Here is a 20202-nt window from a genome sequence, read left to right on the forward strand (position 1 = left end):
ATGCGAGGCGTTGTTGTTTGCGAGCCGAAGATGTGAGCTGAAAAAACGCTCGCTCTTTAGCGTGATGGCTCAGGTGACTCAGCGTTGCCCGTGCTCCGACATCACGCTGGGCCGGTAGCCCAGTGCTCCGGAAATAGCCAGTGCGGTTTCGCTCAGCTGAGCTAACCACGCATCCTGCAGGCGATCGGCAGGGGCCGACAGCGAGAGTCCCGCGACGAGTTTGCCGGTGTCGTCGTAAATCCCGGCGGCAATGCAGCGCACACCTAATTCCAGCTCTTCGTTATCGCGTGCGGATGCCTGCTGGCGCACATGCATTAACTCGCGCTCGAGTTTGGCAAGGTCGGTGATGCTATTTTGTGTGTGGCCGGACAGGCCAGTGCGGGTCGCGTAAGCCCGTACCCGGGAGGCTTCGTCGGCGGCGAGAAAGAGCTTGCCGACGGAGGTCAGATGTAATGGTGCTCGCCCGCCAATCGCTCGCACCACCTGCATGCCAGAGCGCTCTGAATAAGCACGTTCGATATACACAATTTCATCGCCTTGCCGCATCGACAAATTAACGGTTTGTCCGGTTTGGCGATGTAACTCACGCATCGGCATTAACGCTGCGTCGCGCACCGACAGGCGTGCCTTGACCAGATTGCCCAGTTCAAGCAAGCGCATGCCTAAGCGGTAGGTGCCGGGGTCGGAGCGATCCACCAGGCGGCAAGTCACCATGTCATTCAGAATGCGGTGAGCCGTAGAGGGATGCAGGGTGGTGCGCTTGGCGAGTTCTTTCAGACTGACTGGGTCGCTGTGTGCCGCGAGGGCATCTAGCAGGCGCATCATGCGCTCGATCACCTGGATCGAGGTTTTGGATTCCAGGTTTGTATCGCTCATGGAGGAGTTGGTTGGCGCGTCAAACAACGGAATCCCGATTGTATCTCGTAATGTGAAAGCGACGGGCACGATCTGAAGTGGTTTAAGAGGTGGTTCGAAGGAGGGGCAAAGAGCGTTCAAAGGATGGCCAGCGAGCCTTCGCGCGTTGGTTTTGCCGGTTAAACAGCGGATAATCAGAGACCTTTTTGCTGGGAGAGCTCATGCGAGTCGGATTATTCGTTACCTGCCTGATTGACCTGATGCGTCCCGAGATCGGGTTTTCGGCGATCAAGCTGATCGAAAGTGCGGGCTTCGAAGTGATGGTGCCGCCCGCGCAGACATGCTGCGGCCAGCCCGCCTATAACTCAGGTGAACGAGGCCTCGCACGTGATCTCGCGGAAAAAACGCTCCGCGAATTTGAACAGTTCGATTACATCGTGGTGCCATCAGGTTCATGCGGCGGCATGATCCGCACGCATTACGGCGACTTGTTTCGTGATGATCCTGAATTGATGCGCCGGTATGGCCAGGTGCAGCCGAAAGTCTTCGAGCTGAGCGATTTTCTGCTGAACGTTGCCCGCGTCGAGCTGAAGCCTGGCAGTTTTACGGGTCCGGTGGCCTATCACGATTCATGCGCGGGGTTGCGCGAACTGGGTGTCAAGCTGCAGCCCCGCACTTTGCTGGCGCAGGTTGGCGTGACGGTCGAAGAAATGAGCGACTGTGAAAAGTGCTGCGGCTTTGGCGGCACATTCGCGCTTAAGTACGGCGACATCTCAACCGCGATTGTTGATGAGAAATGCGCCAGTATCCACGCGAGCGGGGCGGGAACAGTGGTGCTGGGCGATCTTGGCTGCATGCTCAATATTGAAGGCCGGCTGCGCCGGACTGGCGACACCACGACGCGCGTGCTACATGTCGCGCAAGTGCTGGCTGGTGATGTGTAACGTGTGATGTGTGATGCGTAAGCCGCCACCTTCATGTCACCTTCCCGTAGGCACACTACGGTAGTTTCTCCGCTCCTGACCGACACCGACACCGACACCGACACCGACACCGACACCGACACCGACACCGACACCGATTGCCATGCAAGTTCAGACCATGCAGTTCAAGGCGCGAGCCGGCCAAAAGCTGGCCGATCAGCGTTTGCAGCAAAACCTCACCAAGCTATCGACCAAATTTGTTTCCGGGCGCGCGGCGTCAATGACCGCGCTCGATTTCCCCGCGACCCGGGCAGCACTCAAAGAGCGCCGCAATCGCGCACTGGATAACCTGGATGTGTGGCTCGAAACCTTCGAAAGCGAGGCCAGCCGGCGTGGCGTGAACGTGCTCTACGCGGAAACTACCCAGGATGCGGCTCGCTTGATCGCTGATATCGCGCGCCGTCACGAGGTCCGAAAAGTCATCAAGACCAAGTCGATGGTGACCGAAGAAATGAGCCTGAATGCGGTGCTGGGTGAGATTGGCGTGCAATCCATCGAAACCGATCTCGGCGAATACATTCTGCAGATCAACGGCAATGAGCCGCCTAGTCACATCATCGCTCCGGTCGTGCATAAAGATCAGGACGAAATCGCCGACCTGTTTGAAAAGATCCACCAGCGCCCAAGGCTGACCGAGATTCCTGCGATGACGCGTGAAGCCCGCGAGGTGCTGCGGCCGCATTTCATGACGGCAGATATGGGCGTGACAGGTGGCAATTTCCTGATCGCGCAGACCGGCTCAGTTGCGCTGGTCACCAATGAAGGCAATGAAGGAATGTGTACGGTGATGCCGCGCGTGCATGTGGCGGTTACCGGCATCGAGAAGATCTTGCCGACACTGGAAGACCTTGCTACCGCGATGCGCCTGTTGCCGCGCTCGGCCACAGGTCAGGCAACCTCAAACTACTTTTCGTTACTGACGGGGCCGCGTGGTGCGGACGATCAGGATGGGCCTGAGCATATGTATGTGGTGCTGGTCGATGGCGGACGCAGCGGGCTGATTGGTGGGGAGTTCCAGGCGATGCTGCGCTGTATTCGCTGTGGTGCTTGTATGAATCACTGTCCGGTGTATCAGAAGATCGGTGGACACGCGTATGGCTGGGTGTATCCTGGGCCGATGGGTTCGGTGCTGACGCCTGCCTATGTGGGGCTCGACCGGGCGCTCGATTTGCCTCAGGCCGCAACGCTCTGCGGCGCGTGCGATAGCGTGTGTCCAGTTGAGATCCCGCTATCTGGCTTGCTACGTACATTGCGCGAGAAACAGGTGGAACGTCATTTGCGTCCCTGGCGTGCACGCGCCGGACTGGCTGTGTGGGGCTATCTGGCGTTGCACCCGGCGCTGTACGCCTTGACGACGAAGCTGGCCGTGCGGGTGCTGGAGTTGATGGGCGGGCAAAAACGGGCGATTGGCCGCTTGCCATTGGCAGCGGGCTGGACGAATACGCGGGATATGCCCGCTCCGGTTGGCCGCACGTTTCGTGAGCTTTATGCGGCGCAGCGCAGCCATCTGGGATAAGCGTGGCTTGGATGCGGCGAGCGGGTTTTGAAGCACGAGGTTTTCAGGCGCTGTTTTTCAGCACAAAACGGGAGAAAACATCATGGAATCGACAGGCACTGATATGGGTGATTATCAGGAAAGCTACAAGACCTACGAGATTGAAGTTGCCGTTGAGCAGGTTTTGACCGGTGTCAAAGCGCATTTCCGGGTGCTGCAAGATGCCGCGCCAGTGCTGGACTGGCAGCTCGTACCTATCGAAGGATTCTGGCCAACCGAACATGCGGCTGCTGAAGCTGCTTTTCAGGTCGCGCGCGAATGGATAGACGGTGAGCTGGCCAATACGTGACTAGGCGAGGTTGCCGGTTTTGCTTCGGGTTTGACTGACGAAAGGAATGAGAGAGAAATGATGTACATGTCGCCTGCTATTCCTGTGTTGCGGATTTTTTCTGAAGAGAAAGCCAAAGAATTTTATGAAGGATTTTTAGGCTTTACGGTGGACTGGGAGCACCGGTTTACGCCGGACCTTCCACTCTATATGCAGCTTCATCGTGCGGATTTGAAGATTCATCTCAGCGAGCATCATGGCGATGCAACGCCAGGTTCAACGATCTTTGTGCCGGTTACCGGAGTGGAAGCGCTGCGTGATGAACTGCATGGCAAGCACTATAAATATGGCCGGCCAGGGATTGAGGTGATGCCTTGGGGCAAAGTTTTGGTCACGCTTGATCCGTTTGGCAACCGGATTCGTTTTTGTGAATTTGACGAGACGAATGCGGATGATCGTTGATGTGGTGTGAATCAGTTGAATCAGGCCCCCGGCTGAAATGCGGGGTGCTCCGAATGCCAACTGGCTGCTCAGGCAGTCAGTTGTTTCACCTTTGGTTTGCTCATCGAAGGAACGGTTGGATGGATGGCTTGGGTGTTTCCCGAGCAATGGGAATGCCTGAAATTAACCGAATTCGGTGAGATAAACGCCTTGTCCAGGGTAGCGGAATGGTTCGTCCGAGATTTTTTGCATCGCCACGCAACAATAGTCCACTGCAAAATGAGACTGCTGGAGCATCCCGTTACTGATGCGTTGTTGTAGCAGATTGGCGAAATTTTCCGAAATTCTCGACAGGAGCTTCGCGTACCCTGCAAACGACGTCATGCCGGATTCAAAATCTTGCGTCGAAATCAAGCGCTCGATGCCGCTGACCTGTTCGTGAAATTTCGTACCAATCAAATCTAGAGATAACGGCTCCTCAGCTCAGACGAGGAGTTGGCATGAAGAAAAGCCGGTACAGCGACGAACAGATTGTGCGGATACTGCGTGAAGCAGATCGGGACACGGTGCCTGAGGTGGCCAAGCGCCACGGCGTGAGCGAAGCGTCGATCTCCGCGTGGCGCAAGCGCTTTGGTGAAATGGTTAGCGACGACGTCAAGCGCCTCAAAGCACTAGAGGCGGAGAACGTCCGACTGAAGAAGCTGGTGACTGACCAAGCGCTCGATATCCAAGTCCTGAAGGAGATCGGCGCAAAAAAGTGGTGAGCGTGCAGGTTCGCTGTGAGCAAGCCCGGTTTGCGATGACGCAGGGCTTGAGTCAACGGCGAGCCTGTGCGCTGATGCAGATCAGTCGATCAAGCTTGAGTTACATACCCAAGATGCCTGCAAAAAACGCGCCAGTGATGGATGCGATGCGAGCGTTGTCGGGGCAATTCCCGCGCTTTGGTTCGCGCCGCACTCGAGTGTTGCCAGGACGCGCAGGCATCCTGGTCGGTCGTGACCGATGTGCTTCGCTCTGGGCGCAGGCCGGTCTACAAGTGCCAAAGAAGCGTCGCAGACGCCGCGTCGCAGGCAGTCGTCCAAGACCCCACGCACCGGCAGCTCGCAACTCGGTTTGGTGCTATGACTTCGTATTCGACGCCTGCGCGAACGGGCAGCAAGTCAAATGCCTGACGGTGGTCGATGAATATACGCGGGAGTGCCTGGCGATCGATGTGGCGGGATCGATTCGCTCTCGTCGAGTCATTGAAGTGCTAAGTCGGTTGATCAGCGTGCACGGCGCACCGCGTTATCTTCGGTCGGACAATGGGCCGGGATTTGTCAGCACGGCGCTGTTGAAATGGGCTGTGCAGGAGAACATCGAGACAGCATTGATTGATCCCGGCAAGCCTTGGCAGAACGGCACCAATGAGAGCTTCAACGGAAAATTCCGTGATGAATGTTTGGCGATGGAGTGGTTTCGCCATCGGATTGAAGCGAAGATCGTGATCAAGGACTGGCGTACTCACTACAACGAGGTGCGCCCGCATTCGAGTTTGCAGTACCTGACCCCGGCCGAATTCCGCCGGGTTAGCGAACGTAGTTCAACCATTGGGGCCGTGATTCTCTAGACGCCTTTGGTACGAGAATGTCCGTCAGGTCATGGGCATGGCTCACCTGTTGGCGACGAGCTGAGCGAAGGCCTCAATAATCTGATTAATGAAACTAAAGAACGTAACGATCTTTCCCAGAAGCTGATCGACGCGGATGGAAAGCTGAGTGTTCTAATGATGGCCGACACAGTACTGCCTCCAATATTCAACGAATACAAAAATAAGGCGGAGGCAGCACGGAAGCAAATGTTGGCTATGGCCGAATCGGCAACAAAAAAATCAGCGAAACAGTAGCCTCGCAGCCGGGAATGACGCGCATTGTGCGGTAACGGATGCCTGTAAAACCATGGCGGCTAGGGCAGTTATGGACTCAAGAGGAGGGACGTCGCGGCGACAACATGTCTCTGACGAGCGAACGAAAAAAGGATAAAAAAAGCCCGCTCATGGCGGGCTTGATTCTGAAATTCTTTTGATGGAATTTCGTTTTGTTCAGCAGCTTGATACAAAAAGAAATTTTGGGGTGGCTGATGGGGCTCGAACCCACGACAACAGGAATTACAATCCTCTAAAAATGGCATTTCTTAGCGTTGATGGATATTTACGAAATCAATTAATTCCATTGTTTACAACGAATTACCTGTTTTATCCCTTTTAATTCTGTTGACCAGCATTGATTGATAGCCCCATAATTTGCCTACACGGTGCCTACATAGATATGGGCCTGACAGGACAGTAAATGGCAAAGGTCAACTTCACTGCGGAACGGGTAGCCTCACTGGGAGCGTTGCCGGGTAAGTCTCAGACGATTTACTGGGACGCTAAGGCACCGGGGCTGGGTCTGCGCGTCACGCGCACTGGTGCGCGCGCCTACATTTTTGAATCCCGCCTGTTCGGCAAGACCGTCCGCATTACCATCGGTGATCCGCGTGCGTGGATGCTTGGCAAGGCTCGCACCGAGGCGGCGCGCCTGAAAACGGCGGTTGATGATGGCATCGACCCGCGCGAGCAAGTGGCCGAGCAGCGCGCTGCCCACGAAGCCAGAAAGGTCGAGGCGCGCCGTCAGGACGTAACGCTGGCGGATGCTTGGGCTACTTACACCGAGGTGCGTCGTCCGAAGTGGAGCGAGCTTCATCACCGAGACCACGTAACTCTTGCGAACTCGGGCGGGCAGCCCAAGAAGCGCGGCAAGGGATTAACGGAGCCGGGGCCGCTTGCCGCTCTGATGCCACTGAAACTGTCGGACTTGAGCGCTGACCGCGTGGGCAAATGGCTAGAGATAGAGGCTGAACAGCGTCCGGCCCGCGCGCGGCTCGCTTTCAACCTGCTCCGCATTTTCGCGACATGGTGCGAATCGAAGGCCGAATATCAGGGGTTGATTGACACACAGGCTGTCTCTACGCGCCTCTCGAAAGATACCCTTCCGAAGCAGGCAGCAAAGACAGATTCCATTCAGCGCGAGCAATTAGCCGCGTGGTTCGGTGCCGTCCATCATCTCGGCAATCCGGTAATGGAGGCGTATCTGATTGGCTTGCTACTGACCGGCGCGCGCCGTGAGGAACTGGCGGAATTGCGCTGGAATGATGTGGATTTTCGCTGGCGCAGTCTGCATTTAAAGGACAAGGTAGAGACGGAAACGGGCCGCGATATTCCCCTAACACCTTATTTCGCTAGCGTATTGCTCGACCTGAAGCGCATTAATGACACGCCGCCCAACGTTCGCCGGTTGCGCGAACTCGAAGCGGACGACAAAACGTGGGAGCCGTCGTCATGGGTGTTTGCTAGTCCCGCCGCCGCTGATGGCAGGCTGGCCGCGCCCAACCGCGCACTGCATCGTGTCTGTCAGGCGGCGGGCATTCCTCCGGTGACGCTGCACGGCCTACGGCGCTCGTTTTCCAGTCTGGCGGAATGGACTGAAACGCCTACCGGGGTGGTGGCGCAAATTATGGGGCATAAGCCGTCTGCTACAGCAGAGCGTCATTACAAGGTGCGTCCGCTCGACCTGCTGCGTATGTGGCATGACAAGCTGGAGGCGTGGATTCTCAGAGAAGCTCACATCGACTTCAAACCAGAGCAGGCAGGGATTGCAGGCAGTCAGCAAGTAATGCACAAACATAGCAAAAAAGAGATAAACTAATGACGTGGCATGTTGAACTGATACCCGAGGCTGAAGCCGAATTGCTGGCGCTGCCCGAAGATATGCAGGCCCGTTTTCTGAGAATTGTTGACATGCTGGAAGAACTTGGTCCGCAGCGTGTTGGCATGCCTCACGTGCGCCCGTTGGAGGGCAAACTGTGGGAAATCCGTATGACCGGGCGGGACGGCATTGCCCGTGCGATTTACGTTACACAGACCACACAGAAGCTGACCGTGCTGCATGTTTTCGTGAAAAAGACGCAAAAGACCCCGCGCAAGGCAATCACAACGGCCTATGCACGAATAAAAGAGGATTGAACGATGGTTGACTATGCAACCCTGAAAAAGCGGATGTTGGATAACCCCAAGGTCAAGGCCGAGTATGACGCCATGGAGCCTGAATTTGCTATTGCCCGTGAACTTATTGCGGCACGTGCACGCGCTGGATTGAGTCAGGAACAGGTGGCCGAGAGGATGCACACAACGCAATCGACTATCGCACGCATGGAAAGCGGACGCACGCTGCCCTCATTGCGTACCCTGTCGCGCTATGCCGAGGCAACCGGAAGCCGCGCCGTGGTACGTCTAGAAGCTGTCAAGTAGTACGACCGCCGCCTGACGGTATCAGGCAAAAGCGGCGGGAGCGATGTAGACGCATCGCTCCCGCCTAACCACAACACGGCCTATATAGGAGGTCCGTATCATGGCTAACGCCAATTCTACCGAAGTCACGCCGGACGGGTTCAATCCGTCTGACACGTTCAGTCACGGATATACGCGTGCAAAAAACCTGTTGCGTGCTATTGAGCGGCTAGCGGGTGCCTATCTTGACCGCACACGTGAAGAGATTACTTCCTCCGCGCAATATTACGCGAGTGAACTGCACGAGAATATGTCGGTGATATTCAGTCTGGAAGTTATGCTAAACGAAGTCGTGGAGCGCGAATTATGGTTTGCATTTGTTGCGCTTTCCATCTCTTCAGGTATGCCGCCCACTGCGGGAGACAGTAGTGAATGAGTCGGCCAATGAAAATTTTAGGCACGGCAATGACCGGAGTGACTTCCAGATTTTTCATGGTGTTGCTCTAGCGTAATCAGTTTTGCCCCTGCCTAGCTTTAGCGGGCGAAAAACCGGACACCTTCACCGGCCTGGCAGGGTCCTCTTGTTGAAGGTTCGCACGTGAGGGTGTGTAAATGAGTGGATGGAGCGGTTTCACGCCGGACGACGGGGAGTCACCCATTACTAATGATGAGGATTCCATAGTCAAGCCGGTAAGCGTGAAATACCAAGACGGGACGGGCCTGACGCCCGAAGAAAAAGAGATTATTCGCGCGGGGAAGACCGAGCAGATGTGCCAGTCCGTAGAGGCTGTCGTGCGTGCAGGCAAAGCGCAGACAGAGCAGCAAGCAGACGGCGACCGGATTACTGTTGAACATCTCGTGTGGCTATTGGCTGCGGCACAGGCTGACGAGCAGCCGGAAGAGTGGCAAAAGTCGGACCGCGACGGTAGTTTGCGACGCACTATTGCTGTTGCACTACGGCTGCACGGCTGGGCAGCGGACGGCATCGCTGGCGTGATTCCGCAGCTTGCCGAGATGGCGCTAGCGGGCACGATTAGCCTGCATAGTGTGGGCGGAGCCGTGACAACGCCGACCGCCGAAAGCATTTCCGCGAATCAGGCGAGATGGTGGATGACTGCAGATGACGCCCAGCGTGTGCTTACCGCGTTTCGCCCCGGTGTGCGCCGATACACGATAACCGCCACAGCCGAAAGTATCGCAAAGCGTGTGTATTCGAAGGACTATTTAGCTGAACATGCGCTTAAGACTTTGTTGATAACCGAGATGACGCAGGCGGCAGAGCGTGGCGACCTGACGGTAAACGAGCGACGGCACGGGGAGGCGTGGGTTAATGAATGCGTGGTGGACGAGTGGCTGGCGCGTGAGCGTAAACCCTATCGTTTGAGCGTAACAGCGCAGTCTGAGAAAGAACAAGCAGACATGGAGCGCGCGGGACGCCAGACAATCGAGGGGATTGCCAAGACGCTGGCGCAGAAAAGCGGCGTTGACACTGCGCGGTGGGAAGACACGATAGTTGATGCCGTGAAAGCTGGGGCGCTCTCACTGAAAAACCCGCGCAATCTGGCGGATTCGCTGCCCTACCCGGTGCCAAATAATCTGCGCGCCTTTTATGACCGTGTGGACATTGCCGACGTGAACAAGCTGCTCGACGCGCATCCTGAATGGCTTATGAAGTATCGATTTGAAATAGAAACCGCTGCCCCTCAGCATTGCGGCCCGGAGGTGATGGACAGTGAGTCGCCCGCCAACATGAGCACGGTAAAAGACACGGCGACGAGGCGAATTAAAAGCCGCAGGAATTCACTGAGCGCAATTCTCGATATGGCAAAGGAGAGGGCGACGAATGCTGACGATTACCATGCTGTGTGGGCATCTTTGGTGAAGATTGCTCAACAGGACGATAGGCCCTGTCCACTACTAGGTTATGCAGAGGGGGAAGGCGTGAAGTGGTCGGGCGACGATGCCGATGCCGATGCCGAGAATACTGTGAAATTCCTCACAAAGGATGCATTGCGCAAACGGCTTAATCCCAGCGCCCGCTAATGCCCGTTTGCGCCCGGTAACGCCCGGCGCTGCCCGCATCTATCAGAAAAATCGAAGATTAATCGCAAACTATCAACGCCGAAGCACAAAGCCGACCACGGCGGAACCCTCGGGCGTTGAAACGAAATCGGCACGTTATCAGCGCACCAAGGCCCGCCGCACGAGGCTCGCAATTGGACGTTGATATGACCAGGTTTGAAGCAACATCAATTAGCCTCGCTGTGCGCGGCATTGGAGCGGTTCTTCCGACCGACGAAGCCGCTGCCGCACTCAACCGTAAGCCGCAGACCCTCAGGAAATGGGCCTGCTTGGAAAATGGGCCTATTCGTCCGGTCCGAATTAATGGCCGTCTTGCTTGGCGCGTTTCCGACCTGCAAAAGCTTTTGAGCGGGGAGGAGGTGCAATGAAAAAAGCCCGACCGACCAAAAGCCAATCGAGCGCAAACACGCAACGCAACTTTACCGGAACTGATAACCCGCGTCACTTACGCGCGCTCGCCGGATGGCAACGCCGCCCGATGCCACGCGAGGAACTAGACCGCGTGGCCGGATGCAGCAATGGCCCTGACTTGGTCGCAGACCTACGCGCCAGGGGCCTGGACTTGCCGTGTTCAAGGGTGCCATGCATAGACCGCGACGGCTTTGAAGTTAAACGCGGCATCTACCACTTCTCGGAAGCGGACCGTCGCAAGGTTGCTCGCTGGCTGGTAAAGCGGAGCAAGGAGACGCTTGCATGATGACCGGGCACAACGAAATAGAGCGCGCCCGCTCAGCCTTGCAATCGCTCGATGCCGGATGCTCCCGCGATGAATGGGTGCGTGCCGCGATGGCTGCCAAAGCGGCGGGATTGCCGGAAGATGACTTTCTGGCTTGGTCTGCGACCGGCGGCAACTATGGTAGTGAGCGCGACGCCCGCTCTGTGTGGCGCAGCGTCAAGCCGACTGGTGGCATTGGTCCGGGTACGCTGTTTCGCATGGCTGACGAGATTGGCTGGAGCGACCCACAACCGCGTCGGAACGGCGCACAATCCGCTCGCGTGTCGCGCCCCATGTCCGAGGTGAAACCGCAAGCTGCACAGCAGCCTGCGTGCGACCTTGGTGTGACATTCGAAGGGTATTCGCCCGCTTATGCTAACCATCCCTATATCGTGGCGAAGCGCGGCAATACTGACGGTCTACGCGTAGTCCCTGCCGATGACCCGTTGACGATTCAGGGTATGCGCGTAGCCGGGTGGTTGGCCGTGCCGGTTCGCTCGCTGGATGGCGCATTGCAAACCATCCAATACATCCCCGCATCGGGTAGCGGGAAGAAGCTAAACGCGCCGGGAGCATCGTTTGGCAAGGGCCTATTCGTGGTGGGCGAAAGCGTTGCGCACGGGACTATCTACGTTTGCGAAGGTATCGGGCAAGCGTGGGCGTGTTCGCGTGCCGACCCTCGCGCCGCTGCTGTGGTGGCGTTTGGTTGGGGCCGGGTTCGCGCCGTATCGAAGTTGCTTCGCGAGCGTTACCCGGTAACACGTATCGTGATTGTCCCGGACAAGGGTAAGGAAGCGGACGCCGAAACCATCGCCCGCGAGGTTGGCGGCGCGTGGGTGGAACTGCCCGCCGATGCTCCCTCGAACTACGATGCCAACGACTATGAGCACGACCACGATAGCGACGCGCTGGCGGACCTGCTCCGCGCCATCAGAACGCCGCCTATGCGTTACCGGTTGCAATCGGCTGATGACCTGTTGAATGCGCCGCCCCTGCGCTGGTTGGTTCGTGGGGTGCTGCCTGCCACTGGTTTTGCCGCCGTCTATGGGCCGTCCGGTTCCGGTAAATCGTTTCTCGCGCTTGACCTGTGCGCCGCCATTGCTGACGGTTCGGAATGGTTCGGGCGGCGCGTGACCGCCGCGCCCGTAACGTATGTAGCACTCGAAGGCGAAGCCGGATTGAGCAAACGTGCAAAAGCGTGGAGCGTGCGCAATGCCTGTCGATTGCCGGACCGCCTGCGATTCATCACGCAACCGCTCGACCTGCGCAAGGAGAGCGACATTGCAGAGCTTTCCGCCGCCGTGCTGGCCGGTGGTGGACGGGATGGATTGCTAGTTATCGACACACTGAATCGGGCCGCGCCGGGAGCCGATGAAAATGCCAGTGCCGACATGGGCGAGCTTATCGAGTCGTGTAAGGAATTGCAGCGACGCATGGGCGGCGTGGTGTTGGTGGTGCATCACACGGGCAAGGACGGCACGAAGGGATTGCGAGGCCATAGCAGCCTGTACGCGGCGCTTGATGCAGCAATCGAAGTAAATCGGACCGACAGCCGCCGCGAATGGTCAATTGCAAAGTCCAAAGATGACGAGGATGGCGCGCGCAATCCGTTCGTGCTGCGGGTAGTGGAACTGGGCGACAACGAGCACGGCGAACCCGTTACGTCTTGCGTCGTGGAGCCGGACGAGAGCACGCGCGAGGTTCAACGGGTGAAGTTGCCCCAAGGGGGCAATCAACGTATCGCACTTGATGCTTTAGCCGAACCGTTGCGCCAGTCGTGCGACTTTGGCAAAGGCGACGCGTCGCCCGCGCATCCCTGCATTGAAATCGAGGCCGCTGTGCCAATTGTGGCGGGCCGTCTGGCGTGTGACGCGAAGCATAGGAACGAGCGCGCCAGGGCAGCGATTACAGGACTGGTAGCGCGGGGAATCTATGGCACAAAAGAGGGTTGGTTATGGCGCAAATAATGCCCCAAGAATCGCTCGGAAAGTCCTTCCCGTTTTCGCCCGTATCTATATATACGGGGCGGGAAAAAACGGGAAAGATGGACCGGACCAGAAAAGCCTGTTTTCGGATAAACCGGGAAAAAGCGGGAACGACGACATACGAGGTGAGCAATGATTGACGGATTAGTGAGTGGGAAGCTGTACGGCGCGGCTCAAAGCCGGATGGGTCAGAGCGGAAAGGCGTTTGTTATCGCCAAGGTGCGGCCAACCAGCGGAGACGGGGAATCATTATTCGTAAACGTGATTGCGTTCGATGACGCCGCTAAGTCCGTACTGTTGGCGCTCGATGACGGTGATTCGGTGGCGCTGGCCGGGACGCTTACGCCAAAAGTGTGGACCGACAAACACGGCGACGCGAAACCGGCGCTAGATATGGTGGCGCACCGCGTGCTGACGGCGTACCACGTACAACACAAACGCAAGGCCATCCAGGGTGGACGGCGTACCGAGTTGATGTCAGACGATGGTTTCGATGACCCTATGGGGGCGTGACATGGCGACGACTAAGAAGGCCGAGAACAAAACCGCAAAATGCAACCCGAACGAATTGCGTTTATCGCGAAGCCCGGACGAAAGCGCGGAGCAAGCCGGGGCGCGAATAGCGGCGAGCAGCATAATTCGCGGCGCAGTAACAGGTCGAAAGTACGCTGAACCCATGTTCGGGGAAGGCACGGACCTAACCTTTTACGCGGAGGAGTTGACGCGTCACGCTGACGCAGTGAAGGCCGGTGACCTGTCCGCCGTGGAAGCCATGCTTATGACGCAGGCGAACACGCTGGATATGGTTTTTAACCAACTTGCTCGAAAGTCGGCGCATTGCGAATATCTGAACCAGATGGAGGCGAATCTTCGGTTGGCGCTCAAAGCGCAAGCGCAATGCCGCTCGACGCTTGAAGCGCTGGCCGAAATCAAGAACCCGCGTCCTCTCGCGTTCGTGAAGCAGGCCAACATTGCGAACGGGCCGCAACAGGTGAACAATGGCCCGGCTTCGCGCACGCATGCAAATAATTCCGAGCAATCGTTCGAACTTTTGGAGCGTGGTAATGGCGAATGGTTGGACACAGGAGCGACGAGCCAGACAAGCCGAGGCAATCAAGCGCTGGAGACCGTGGGAATGTTCCACCGGCCCGAAGAGTGATGAAGGCAAAGACGTATCGTCACAAAACAGGCTGAAGCATGGGATGCGGTCGCGAGAATGGCTGGAGCAACAGCGCGAGATAAACGACTTGTTACGCGTTTGCCGTGACAGGCTTAAGCGAGTCTAGCTCGGATTTTTTCGACGGAACCCGCGCTACACCTGCTACACCCATCAGAGAGCCAGGAATAGCGCTCGGACCGTCCCCCTTACCCACACGACTATCGAGAACACTGTGCTAGGCGACTTCTCCGATGTTAGAGAAGAGTGCCGCTCGATATTGTTCGTCTTCTCCAGAAAGGCAGACAGCAGGCAGCGATTGATGCATAGTGCCCAAAAAACGCCTAGGGGTAAGTATGGCTTGGGACACTACGACGCACCGTCTGATTACGCAGGCGAGGCTAATGCTGGCGATGCCAGATGTCGTCTATCGCGAGTTAGATAACTATGGCCAGTATTTGGCGACAGGGAACCACTGGAACTACGATGAAGAGCTAGAGCTCTCCCTGTTGGAACGCGAAGACCGTCTAATCGACCTTGCTTTGGCTAAAAATGCGGCCAGTGATGACGTGGTCGGAAGTCTATACAGCCGGTCGTTGGCAGGAACTGGTGACCCCGGGTATGACAAGGCGGTGCGACTTGCCTGCTTAGCGAACGAGCCTGCAACATATGTGTGGCTATTCACCAATGCCACAGGAGTCGATGAATCCGAGCTTCGGCGACTTGCCCTCTATGGGGACAGTGACGAATTGAGCGTTCTCATGCGCAATCCGAGGCGGCGCGGCTTATTACCGGCGGTTTATGAGCGGCGAGGCTCTTTCGAGAACATTCCCGAAGAGCGTTGGTTCTGCCTTGTCCGCAGTTCTGTAGACAACCCCGGCCTCAACATTGATGAAAGTGATATACACGGTCCCGACTTCACGGCGTGGGACCTGGGGAAAGCTATAGTTAGCCTACTGCGAACTGCCCCGACCGAGCAGCGTTGGATTTATGCGCTCTATAGTTTGCTGCTGAACCTCAATCCAGAGAGTGCTCGTTCCCTGGATAGCAAGGCGATATTCTCGGAACTCTTGGCACGGTGGAAAACCGCCAGAGCATCAAAGACGCTCGATGAAAATGCTGAGGCAGAAGGGTACTACTCACCGCGCCCCTTGGTCGAAGAGTTCTGTGGGGTAATAGCCGCCCTCTACGGCTGCGTCTTCGAAGGCAACAAACTGGAGTACGTCGGCGAACTTGACTCTGAAGACGTGATGCTGCGGTGCGCCTATTACGGAAGGAACAAGATGAACACCGACCAAATGAGGCTGGCTTGGGACATGGACGGTAACTTGTTTGTACTCACCGCCTTATTCAACAATCAGTTGTTGCTGAAGGACGACTGCCGTCGGCAACTCGAAGATTGCATGCCCTCGGACCTGCAACACTTCTATGCTCGCCGGTGCTCACAACTGCAAGCCAAGTACAAATGGTTTGACCCACGCGCGGTCACGGATGAGGTGAAGGAGGAACTGCAAGAGCCTACGCAGCCCGCTAACGCTGCAATGGTCGGTAGACTTGCCGCACAGGTTACGAGCATTAGGAACCAGGTGGCGGGCCTTTCTAAGCAACTTTGGTGGGGTGCCCTCATCCTTGCGGGACTTGTGCTTTGGCACCGATGACCATCCGACTCGTCATGATCTCAGTCACCTAAAATACCTACACAGCGCCTACACGGACGCTAGAAAACAAAAAGCCCAGTTCAAAAAACTGGGCTAAGTGCTTGATTTTCTTGGGGTGGCTGATGGGGCTCGAACCCACGACAACAGGAATCACAATCCTGGACTCTACCAACTGAGCTACAGCCACCATTGATACATTTGCATGGTTCGCCTGAAAAACTAGGCTAGCCGGTCAAGAAACGAGATTATACAAACACGGATGATGTTTGCCTAGTCCCTTATTCAAGAATTTTGCTGGGTGTGCGCAGATGCTGCCGTGCTTCATCGAAAATCGTCAAATCGCCAGCGGCGAGCCGCTTGCTGTCTGAGAGAATCCGGCGCCAACCACGTGCTCCAGCTACACCGTGATAAAGGCCGAGTACGTGACGCGTGATGGTGCCCAGTGCGGTCCCACGGGCGAGCTCGGTTGCGCAATATTCGATAAGTTGAATTTCTACGGCTTCACGGCTAGGCGGGGGTGTGGATGAGCCATAAAAACGTGCGTCGACGCCAGCCAGCACATAGGGGTTGTGATACGCCTCGCGCCCTAGCATCACGCCATCGACATGCTGCAAATGCCGTTCGACTTCGTCCAGCGTTTTGACGCCGCCGTTGAGGATAATTTCGAGTGCAGGGAAATCGCGCTTCAACTGGTAAGCGTAGTCGTACTTGAGCGGTGGAATTTCGCGGTTTTCTTTGGGGCTGAGGCCTTTCAGAATGGCGTTGCGGGCATGCACGATGAACACTTCGCAGCCCGCTTCAGCAACTGTGCCAACAAAATCGCGTACAAAACCGTAGTCTTCCACCGCATCCACGCCGATCCGGTGTTTGACTGTCACTGGAATCGAGACCGCGTCACGCATCGCTTTCACGCAGTCGGCGACAAGTTGCGGCTCGTTCATCAGGCACGCACCAAATGCGCCGCGTTGTACGCGTTCTGACGGGCAGCCACAGTTCAGATTGATCTCGTCATAGCCCCATTGTTCGCCGAGTTTTGCGCTGCGAGCCAGGTCGCCTGGCTCGCTTCCGCCCAGTTGAAGCGCAATCGGTGCTTCGTCAGCCGTAAATGCCAGATGCCGTGCGACATCGCCATAGATCAATGCGCCGGTGGTGACCATTTCGGTGTAGAGCCACGCGTGGCGCGACAACATGCGATGAAATGAGCGGCACCGGCTATCGGTCCAGTCCATCATCGGGGCCACGGATATGCGTCTGGGTGTTGATTTCATTAAATTTTTCAGTTTATCGAGGCGTCGCAGTCATACAAAAGCGGTGGTGCTGTGGCGTATGGGCGGCGTGAGCGGTGGTGTGAAAAATAAAAATTGCAGCAGAAAAGGGCTGGTGGTTCAGGCGGGGCCGTGATTTTACCGCATGCAGGGACGCTGGTAGGGCCTCGTTTTTGGGCTTCAGCCTAGATCTGCGTGCTGTGAAAACGATGCCTGAAGCCGGGTTAATTATTCCAGAGAGCCGAATAGTCAATTCAGTGAATGGGTACAAATTTTTGATAGTAAGGGTCTACACTGATTTCAATGGCGTTGCGGGTGATGGTGGATGATTTACCGCAAGGTCTTTTTGATGAAATTAAATGGAGTTAATCGTGAATAATAAAATGACGGCTGCGCTACTCGTTATTGCCTCGGCCACTGTGACATTGCCGGTTTTTGCCAGTGGTTATGGACCGGCACCATTTTATCGCCCAGCGACTGGGGCACCATCGTCACAGCAGGGGCAGAATGCGCAGACCCTGCGGGCAGAGCAGGCAGCCGTGAACGATGCTTACGGTGATGAAAAAGGGTCGGTGTCAGAGTCTGGCCACCGGGTTGAAATAATTGAACGAAATTCGATTTATTCCGGGCATTGATTCGATTATTTTAAACAGCAGAGGGCGGGGGTTGTTTCTCGCCCTTGAGTTGTTTAGTCGAGTCATTTAATCGAATCATTTGAAAACCACAAAAATACTCGGAGAAATAATGGTTTTTGAAATGGTATTTAAAGACGCCGTGAGCGCTGGAATTCAAGGTGGCTGAGCATTAGCACCACATACGCTTGTTAGCTGGATCGTTTAAAATTTCGCGCTAATTTTCAGCGCGGACAGGCAAAAATGTCCGCGATGCTCTATGTGCAACAGGGCAGCGGTTGTCCCGTACCCGCCGGTCGTCTCGGCCGTTTTTTGCTCCATATGCGTCATACCCTGCCAGTTTTCAGCAAAATTTAGCGAAAGAGCGCCTCCGTATGCCAACTCAAAAATGACCCGAATCGTAGCAGGGATACTTGACTAAATCACTCATGTATTTATACTTGACGAAAATTGTCGAGAATTGCGATTCCCCTACATCATGAGACTCACCACAAAAGGCCGTTTCGCCGTTACGGCGATGATTGATCTGGCGCTACGCCACGACTCGGGGCCGGTGACGCTGGCTGGTATCAGTCAGCGTCAGCACATTTCCCTCTCTTACCTTGAACAATTGTTCGGCAAGCTGCGCCGTCACGAGATCGTTGAATCCGTGCGGGGTCCGGGTGGCGGTTATAACCTTGCCCGCCCGGCAACAGGCGTCACCGTGGCCGACATCATCATCGCTGTTGACGAGCCGCTCGATGCAACGCAATGCGGCGGCAAAGGGACGTGCGAAGGGACCAAGCAACCTGATGGTCATTGCATGACCCACGATCTCTGGTCAACGCTGAATCAAAAAATGGTCGAGTATCTCGATTCCGTTTCCCTGCAGGATCTGGTTGACCAGCAGCGTGTCCGCGAAGCGGCGCCTGCTGTGCTGCGCGACCGGCGCGGCGAGGCTGCGGCGCGGGCCGTGCCAAAAGGACCAAATTCAGTTTTTAATCTGGCCGGTTCTTAGCGGGTCACCCCCTGATTGAGAACGCAGAAGCCAGGCGCATTGATGTCCCCCGGAGCGATTGATGAATAACGATATTCCCCACCTGCCCATCTATATGGATTACAGCGCGACGACGCCTGTCGATCCGCGTGTGGTGGACAAAATGATTCCCTATTTGCGCGAGCAGTTCGGCAACCCCGCGTCACGCAGTCATGCATATGGCTGGGATGCGGAGCGTGCGGTCGAAGAAGCGCGTGAAAATGTTGCCGCGCTCGTCAATGCTGACCCGCGCGAGATCATCTGGACCTCAGGCGCAACAGAGTCAGACAACCTGGCGATCAAGGGCGCGGCGCACTTTTACAAAAATAAGGGCCGCCATCTCATCACACTCAAAACCGAGCACAAGGCGGTGCTGGACACCTGCCGCGAGCTTGAGCGTGAAGGTTTCGAGGTGACCTATCTCGACGTCAAGGATGATGGGCTGCTGGATCTCGAGGTATTTAAGGCGGCGTTGCGTCCCGATACGATTCTGGTGTCAGTGATGTCGGTCAATAACGAAATTGGCGTGATTCAGGATATCGAGGCGATTGGCGAAATTTGCCGTGAAAAAGGCATTATTTTTCACGTCGACGCTGCGCAGGCAACCGGCAAGATCGAAATCGACCTGCAAAAGCTCAAAGTCGATCTGATGTCATTTTCAGCGCACAAAACGTATGGCCCTAAAGGCATTGGCGCGTTGTATGTGCGGCGCAAGCCGCGGGTGCGTATCGAAGCGCAGATGCATGGCGGTGGTCACGAGCGCGGCATGCGTTCTGGCACGCTGGCACCGCATCAGATCGTTGGCATGGGCGAAGCCTTCCGTATCGCCCGGGAAGAAATGGCTAGCGAGAATGAACGCGTGCGCATGCTGCGCGACCGTCTGCTGCGCGGTCTGGCGGAAATGGAAGAAACCTATGTGAACGGCGACATGGCACACCGTGTGCCGCATAACCTGAACATCAGCTTTAATTTTGTTGAAGGCGAGTCACTCATCATGGCGGTGAAAGATGTCGCCGTGTCGTCGGGGTCGGCGTGTACCTCGGCTTCACTTGAGCCGTCGTATGTGCTGCGTGCGCTAGGCCGCAACGATGAACTCGCGCACAGCTCAATCCGCTTTACGGTCGGCCGTTTCACGACAGAACAAGACGTCGATTACGTGATTAATTTGCTTAAGGGCAAGATTGCCAAATTGCGTGACCTGTCGCCGTTGTGGGAAATGCACCAGGACGGGATTGATATTTCGACGATCCAGTGGGCTGCGCATTAACGCGCTTTTCATTGGCATC

Annotated in this window: 22 protein-coding genes and 1 tRNA gene; 19 read left to right on the forward strand and 4 right to left on the reverse strand. The window is 56.3% G+C overall.

Features of this window, described 5'->3' with window-relative positions:
• Positions 1 to 78 precede the first annotated feature (78 nt).
• On the reverse strand, positions 79 to 876 hold the full coding sequence (locus tag GH656_RS05735; protein WP_153074986.1) for an IclR family transcriptional regulator: 798 nt from the start codon (positions 874 to 876) through the stop codon (positions 79 to 81).
• Positions 877 to 1076: 200 nt separating this feature from the next.
• Here GH656_RS05735 and GH656_RS05740 point away from each other — a divergent pair, with 200 nt between their 5' ends.
• The 4 genes from GH656_RS05740 to GH656_RS05755 all read left to right on the forward strand — a co-directional run bounded on the left by GH656_RS05740 (position 1077) and on the right by GH656_RS05755 (position 4123).
• Positions 1077 to 1799, forward strand: a complete 723-nt coding sequence (locus tag GH656_RS05740; RefSeq protein ID WP_153074987.1) for a (Fe-S)-binding protein — start codon at positions 1077 to 1079, stop codon at positions 1797 to 1799.
• 142 nt (positions 1800 to 1941) lie between these two features.
• Positions 1942 to 3354, forward strand: a complete 1413-nt coding sequence (locus tag GH656_RS05745) for a lactate utilization protein B (RefSeq protein ID WP_153074988.1) — start codon at positions 1942 to 1944, stop codon at positions 3352 to 3354.
• 82 nt (positions 3355 to 3436) lie between these two features.
• Positions 3437 to 3682, forward strand: coding sequence for a DUF6566 family protein (locus GH656_RS05750; RefSeq protein ID WP_153074989.1), 246 nt, complete (start codon positions 3437 to 3439; stop codon positions 3680 to 3682).
• A 60-nt stretch (positions 3683 to 3742) separates the two neighbouring features.
• The gene (locus GH656_RS05755) at positions 3743 to 4123 is read left to right on the forward strand and encodes a glyoxalase superfamily protein (protein WP_153076574.1); all 381 of its coding nucleotides are present in this window, start codon (positions 3743 to 3745) and stop codon (positions 4121 to 4123) included.
• A gap of 162 nt (positions 4124 to 4285) precedes the next feature.
• Here the strand turns inward: GH656_RS05755 and GH656_RS05760 are convergent, their stop codons facing one another.
• Entirely contained in the window at positions 4286 to 4561 is a 276-nt protein-coding gene (locus GH656_RS05760) for a hypothetical protein (protein WP_153074990.1), read from the reverse strand.
• A gap of 41 nt (positions 4562 to 4602) precedes the next feature.
• On the opposite strand from GH656_RS05760, the gene GH656_RS05765 reads away from it, so the two are divergent.
• From GH656_RS05765 to GH656_RS05815, 11 genes are all read left to right on the forward strand, one after another.
• Positions 4603 to 5711, forward strand: a protein-coding gene (locus GH656_RS05765) for an IS3 family transposase (protein ID WP_153074991.1) whose coding sequence is annotated in 2 segments (ribosomal slippage) — positions 4603 to 4852 and positions 4852 to 5711 — 1110 coding nt in all. Because the reading frame shifts where the segments join, the coding sequence is not laid out codon by codon here.
• A 718-nt stretch (positions 5712 to 6429) separates the two neighbouring features.
• Positions 6430 to 7827, forward strand: coding sequence for a tyrosine-type recombinase/integrase (locus tag GH656_RS05770; protein WP_153074992.1), 1398 nt, complete (start codon positions 6430 to 6432; stop codon positions 7825 to 7827).
• Positions 7827 to 8144, forward strand: coding sequence for a type II toxin-antitoxin system RelE/ParE family toxin (locus GH656_RS05775; RefSeq protein ID WP_153074993.1), 318 nt, complete (start codon positions 7827 to 7829; stop codon positions 8142 to 8144). Before GH656_RS05770 ends, GH656_RS05775 begins: the two co-directional genes overlap by 1 nt.
• Before the next feature lie 3 nt (positions 8145 to 8147).
• Positions 8148 to 8429 (forward strand): helix-turn-helix domain-containing protein, encoded by a 282-nt coding sequence (locus tag GH656_RS05780; protein WP_153074994.1) that lies wholly within the window; start codon positions 8148 to 8150, stop codon positions 8427 to 8429.
• A gap of 100 nt (positions 8430 to 8529) precedes the next feature.
• Entirely contained in the window at positions 8530 to 8844 is a 315-nt protein-coding gene (locus tag GH656_RS05785) for a hypothetical protein (RefSeq protein WP_153074995.1), read from the forward strand.
• Positions 8845 to 9104: 260 nt separating this feature from the next.
• Positions 9105 to 10451 carry a hypothetical protein gene (locus GH656_RS05790; protein WP_153074996.1) on the forward strand — a complete coding sequence of 449 codons (1347 nt, stop codon included), beginning with the start codon at positions 9105 to 9107 and terminating at the stop codon, positions 10449 to 10451.
• A 185-nt stretch (positions 10452 to 10636) separates the two neighbouring features.
• A complete protein-coding gene (locus tag GH656_RS05795; protein ID WP_153074997.1) occupies positions 10637 to 10858 on the forward strand; it encodes a helix-turn-helix domain-containing protein in 222 nt (73 codons plus the stop codon).
• 325 nt (positions 10859 to 11183) lie between these two features.
• On the forward strand, positions 11184 to 13172 hold the full coding sequence (locus tag GH656_RS05800; protein WP_153074998.1) for an AAA family ATPase: 1989 nt from the start codon (positions 11184 to 11186) through the stop codon (positions 13170 to 13172).
• A 150-nt stretch (positions 13173 to 13322) separates the two neighbouring features.
• Positions 13323 to 13703, forward strand: a complete 381-nt coding sequence (locus tag GH656_RS05805) for a single-stranded DNA-binding protein (RefSeq protein WP_153074999.1) — start codon at positions 13323 to 13325, stop codon at positions 13701 to 13703.
• Position 13704: 1 nt separating this feature from the next.
• Complete coding sequence (locus tag GH656_RS05810) at positions 13705 to 14349, forward strand: hypothetical protein (protein WP_174769702.1); 645 nt, start codon at positions 13705 to 13707, stop codon at positions 14347 to 14349.
• 401 nt (positions 14350 to 14750) lie between these two features.
• Complete coding sequence (locus GH656_RS05815) at positions 14751 to 16004, forward strand: hypothetical protein (protein ID WP_153075000.1); 1254 nt, start codon at positions 14751 to 14753, stop codon at positions 16002 to 16004.
• 111 nt (positions 16005 to 16115) lie between these two features.
• On the opposite strand, the gene GH656_RS05820 is transcribed toward GH656_RS05815, so the two are convergent.
• Positions 16116 to 16191 (reverse strand) — tRNA-His (locus GH656_RS05820).
• Between the two features lie 91 nt (positions 16192 to 16282).
• Positions 16283 to 17272: a tRNA dihydrouridine(20/20a) synthase DusA gene (dusA, locus tag GH656_RS05825; protein ID WP_153075001.1), complete on the reverse strand. Its 990-nt coding sequence runs from the start codon at positions 17270 to 17272 to the stop codon at positions 16283 to 16285.
• Here dusA and GH656_RS17750 point away from each other — a divergent pair.
• The 4 genes from GH656_RS17750 (at position 17250) to GH656_RS05840 (ending at position 20183) form a co-directional block, all read left to right on the forward strand.
• Complete coding sequence (locus GH656_RS17750) at positions 17250 to 17405, forward strand: hypothetical protein (RefSeq protein WP_174769660.1); 156 nt, start codon at positions 17250 to 17252, stop codon at positions 17403 to 17405. The two genes, dusA and GH656_RS17750, sit on opposite strands and share 23 nt — an antisense overlap.
• 235 nt (positions 17406 to 17640) lie before the next feature.
• Complete coding sequence (locus GH656_RS05830; RefSeq protein ID WP_425495850.1) at positions 17641 to 17904, forward strand: hypothetical protein; 264 nt, start codon at positions 17641 to 17643, stop codon at positions 17902 to 17904.
• 475 nt (positions 17905 to 18379) lie between these two features.
• Positions 18380 to 18898 (forward strand): Fe-S cluster assembly transcriptional regulator IscR, encoded by a 519-nt coding sequence (gene iscR, locus GH656_RS05835; protein ID WP_153075002.1) that lies wholly within the window; start codon positions 18380 to 18382, stop codon positions 18896 to 18898.
• Positions 18899 to 18959: 61 nt separating this feature from the next.
• Positions 18960 to 20183, forward strand: a complete 1224-nt coding sequence (locus GH656_RS05840) for an IscS subfamily cysteine desulfurase (RefSeq protein ID WP_153075003.1) — start codon at positions 18960 to 18962, stop codon at positions 20181 to 20183.
• Positions 20184 to 20202: the final 19 nt, after the last annotated feature.

Source organism: Paraburkholderia bonniea (genome assembly GCF_009455625.1).
In the GTDB taxonomy this organism is placed as follows: Bacteria; Pseudomonadota; Gammaproteobacteria; order Burkholderiales; family Burkholderiaceae; genus Paraburkholderia; species Paraburkholderia bonniea.

Excerpts from the sequence above, each read along its gene's own strand:
- GH656_RS05840 (WP_153075003.1), top strand. The coding sequence starts at position 18,960 with ATGAATAACGATATTCCCCACCTGCCCATCTATATGGATTACAGCGCG.
- GH656_RS05810 (WP_174769702.1), top strand. The coding sequence starts at position 13,705 with ATGGCGACGACTAAGAAGGCCGAGAACAAAACCGCAAAATGCAACCCG.
- iscR (WP_153075002.1), top strand. The coding sequence starts at position 18,380 with ATGAGACTCACCACAAAAGGCCGTTTCGCCGTTACGGCGATGATTGAT.
- GH656_RS05795 (WP_153074997.1), top strand. The coding sequence starts at position 10,637 with ATGACCAGGTTTGAAGCAACATCAATTAGCCTCGCTGTGCGCGGCATT.
- GH656_RS05740 (WP_153074987.1), top strand. The coding sequence starts at position 1,077 with ATGCGAGTCGGATTATTCGTTACCTGCCTGATTGACCTGATGCGTCCC.
- GH656_RS05755 (WP_153076574.1), top strand. The coding sequence starts at position 3,743 with ATGTACATGTCGCCTGCTATTCCTGTGTTGCGGATTTTTTCTGAAGAG.
- GH656_RS05815 (WP_153075000.1), top strand. The coding sequence starts at position 14,751 with ATGCTGGCGATGCCAGATGTCGTCTATCGCGAGTTAGATAACTATGGC.
- GH656_RS05780 (WP_153074994.1), top strand. The coding sequence starts at position 8,148 with ATGGTTGACTATGCAACCCTGAAAAAGCGGATGTTGGATAACCCCAAG.
- GH656_RS05785 (WP_153074995.1), top strand. The coding sequence starts at position 8,530 with ATGGCTAACGCCAATTCTACCGAAGTCACGCCGGACGGGTTCAATCCG.
- GH656_RS17750 (WP_174769660.1), top strand. The coding sequence starts at position 17,250 with ATGCGTCTGGGTGTTGATTTCATTAAATTTTTCAGTTTATCGAGGCGT.
- GH656_RS05775 (WP_153074993.1), top strand. The coding sequence starts at position 7,827 with ATGACGTGGCATGTTGAACTGATACCCGAGGCTGAAGCCGAATTGCTG.
- GH656_RS05745 (WP_153074988.1), top strand. The coding sequence starts at position 1,942 with ATGCAAGTTCAGACCATGCAGTTCAAGGCGCGAGCCGGCCAAAAGCTG.
- dusA (WP_153075001.1), bottom strand. The coding sequence starts at position 17,272 with ATGAAATCAACACCCAGACGCATATCCGTGGCCCCGATGATGGACTGG.
- GH656_RS05770 (WP_153074992.1), top strand. The coding sequence starts at position 6,430 with ATGGCAAAGGTCAACTTCACTGCGGAACGGGTAGCCTCACTGGGAGCG.
- GH656_RS05805 (WP_153074999.1), top strand. The coding sequence starts at position 13,323 with ATGATTGACGGATTAGTGAGTGGGAAGCTGTACGGCGCGGCTCAAAGC.
- GH656_RS05800 (WP_153074998.1), top strand. The coding sequence starts at position 11,184 with ATGATGACCGGGCACAACGAAATAGAGCGCGCCCGCTCAGCCTTGCAA.
- GH656_RS05735 (WP_153074986.1), bottom strand. The coding sequence starts at position 876 with ATGAGCGATACAAACCTGGAATCCAAAACCTCGATCCAGGTGATCGAG.
- GH656_RS05750 (WP_153074989.1), top strand. The coding sequence starts at position 3,437 with ATGGAATCGACAGGCACTGATATGGGTGATTATCAGGAAAGCTACAAG.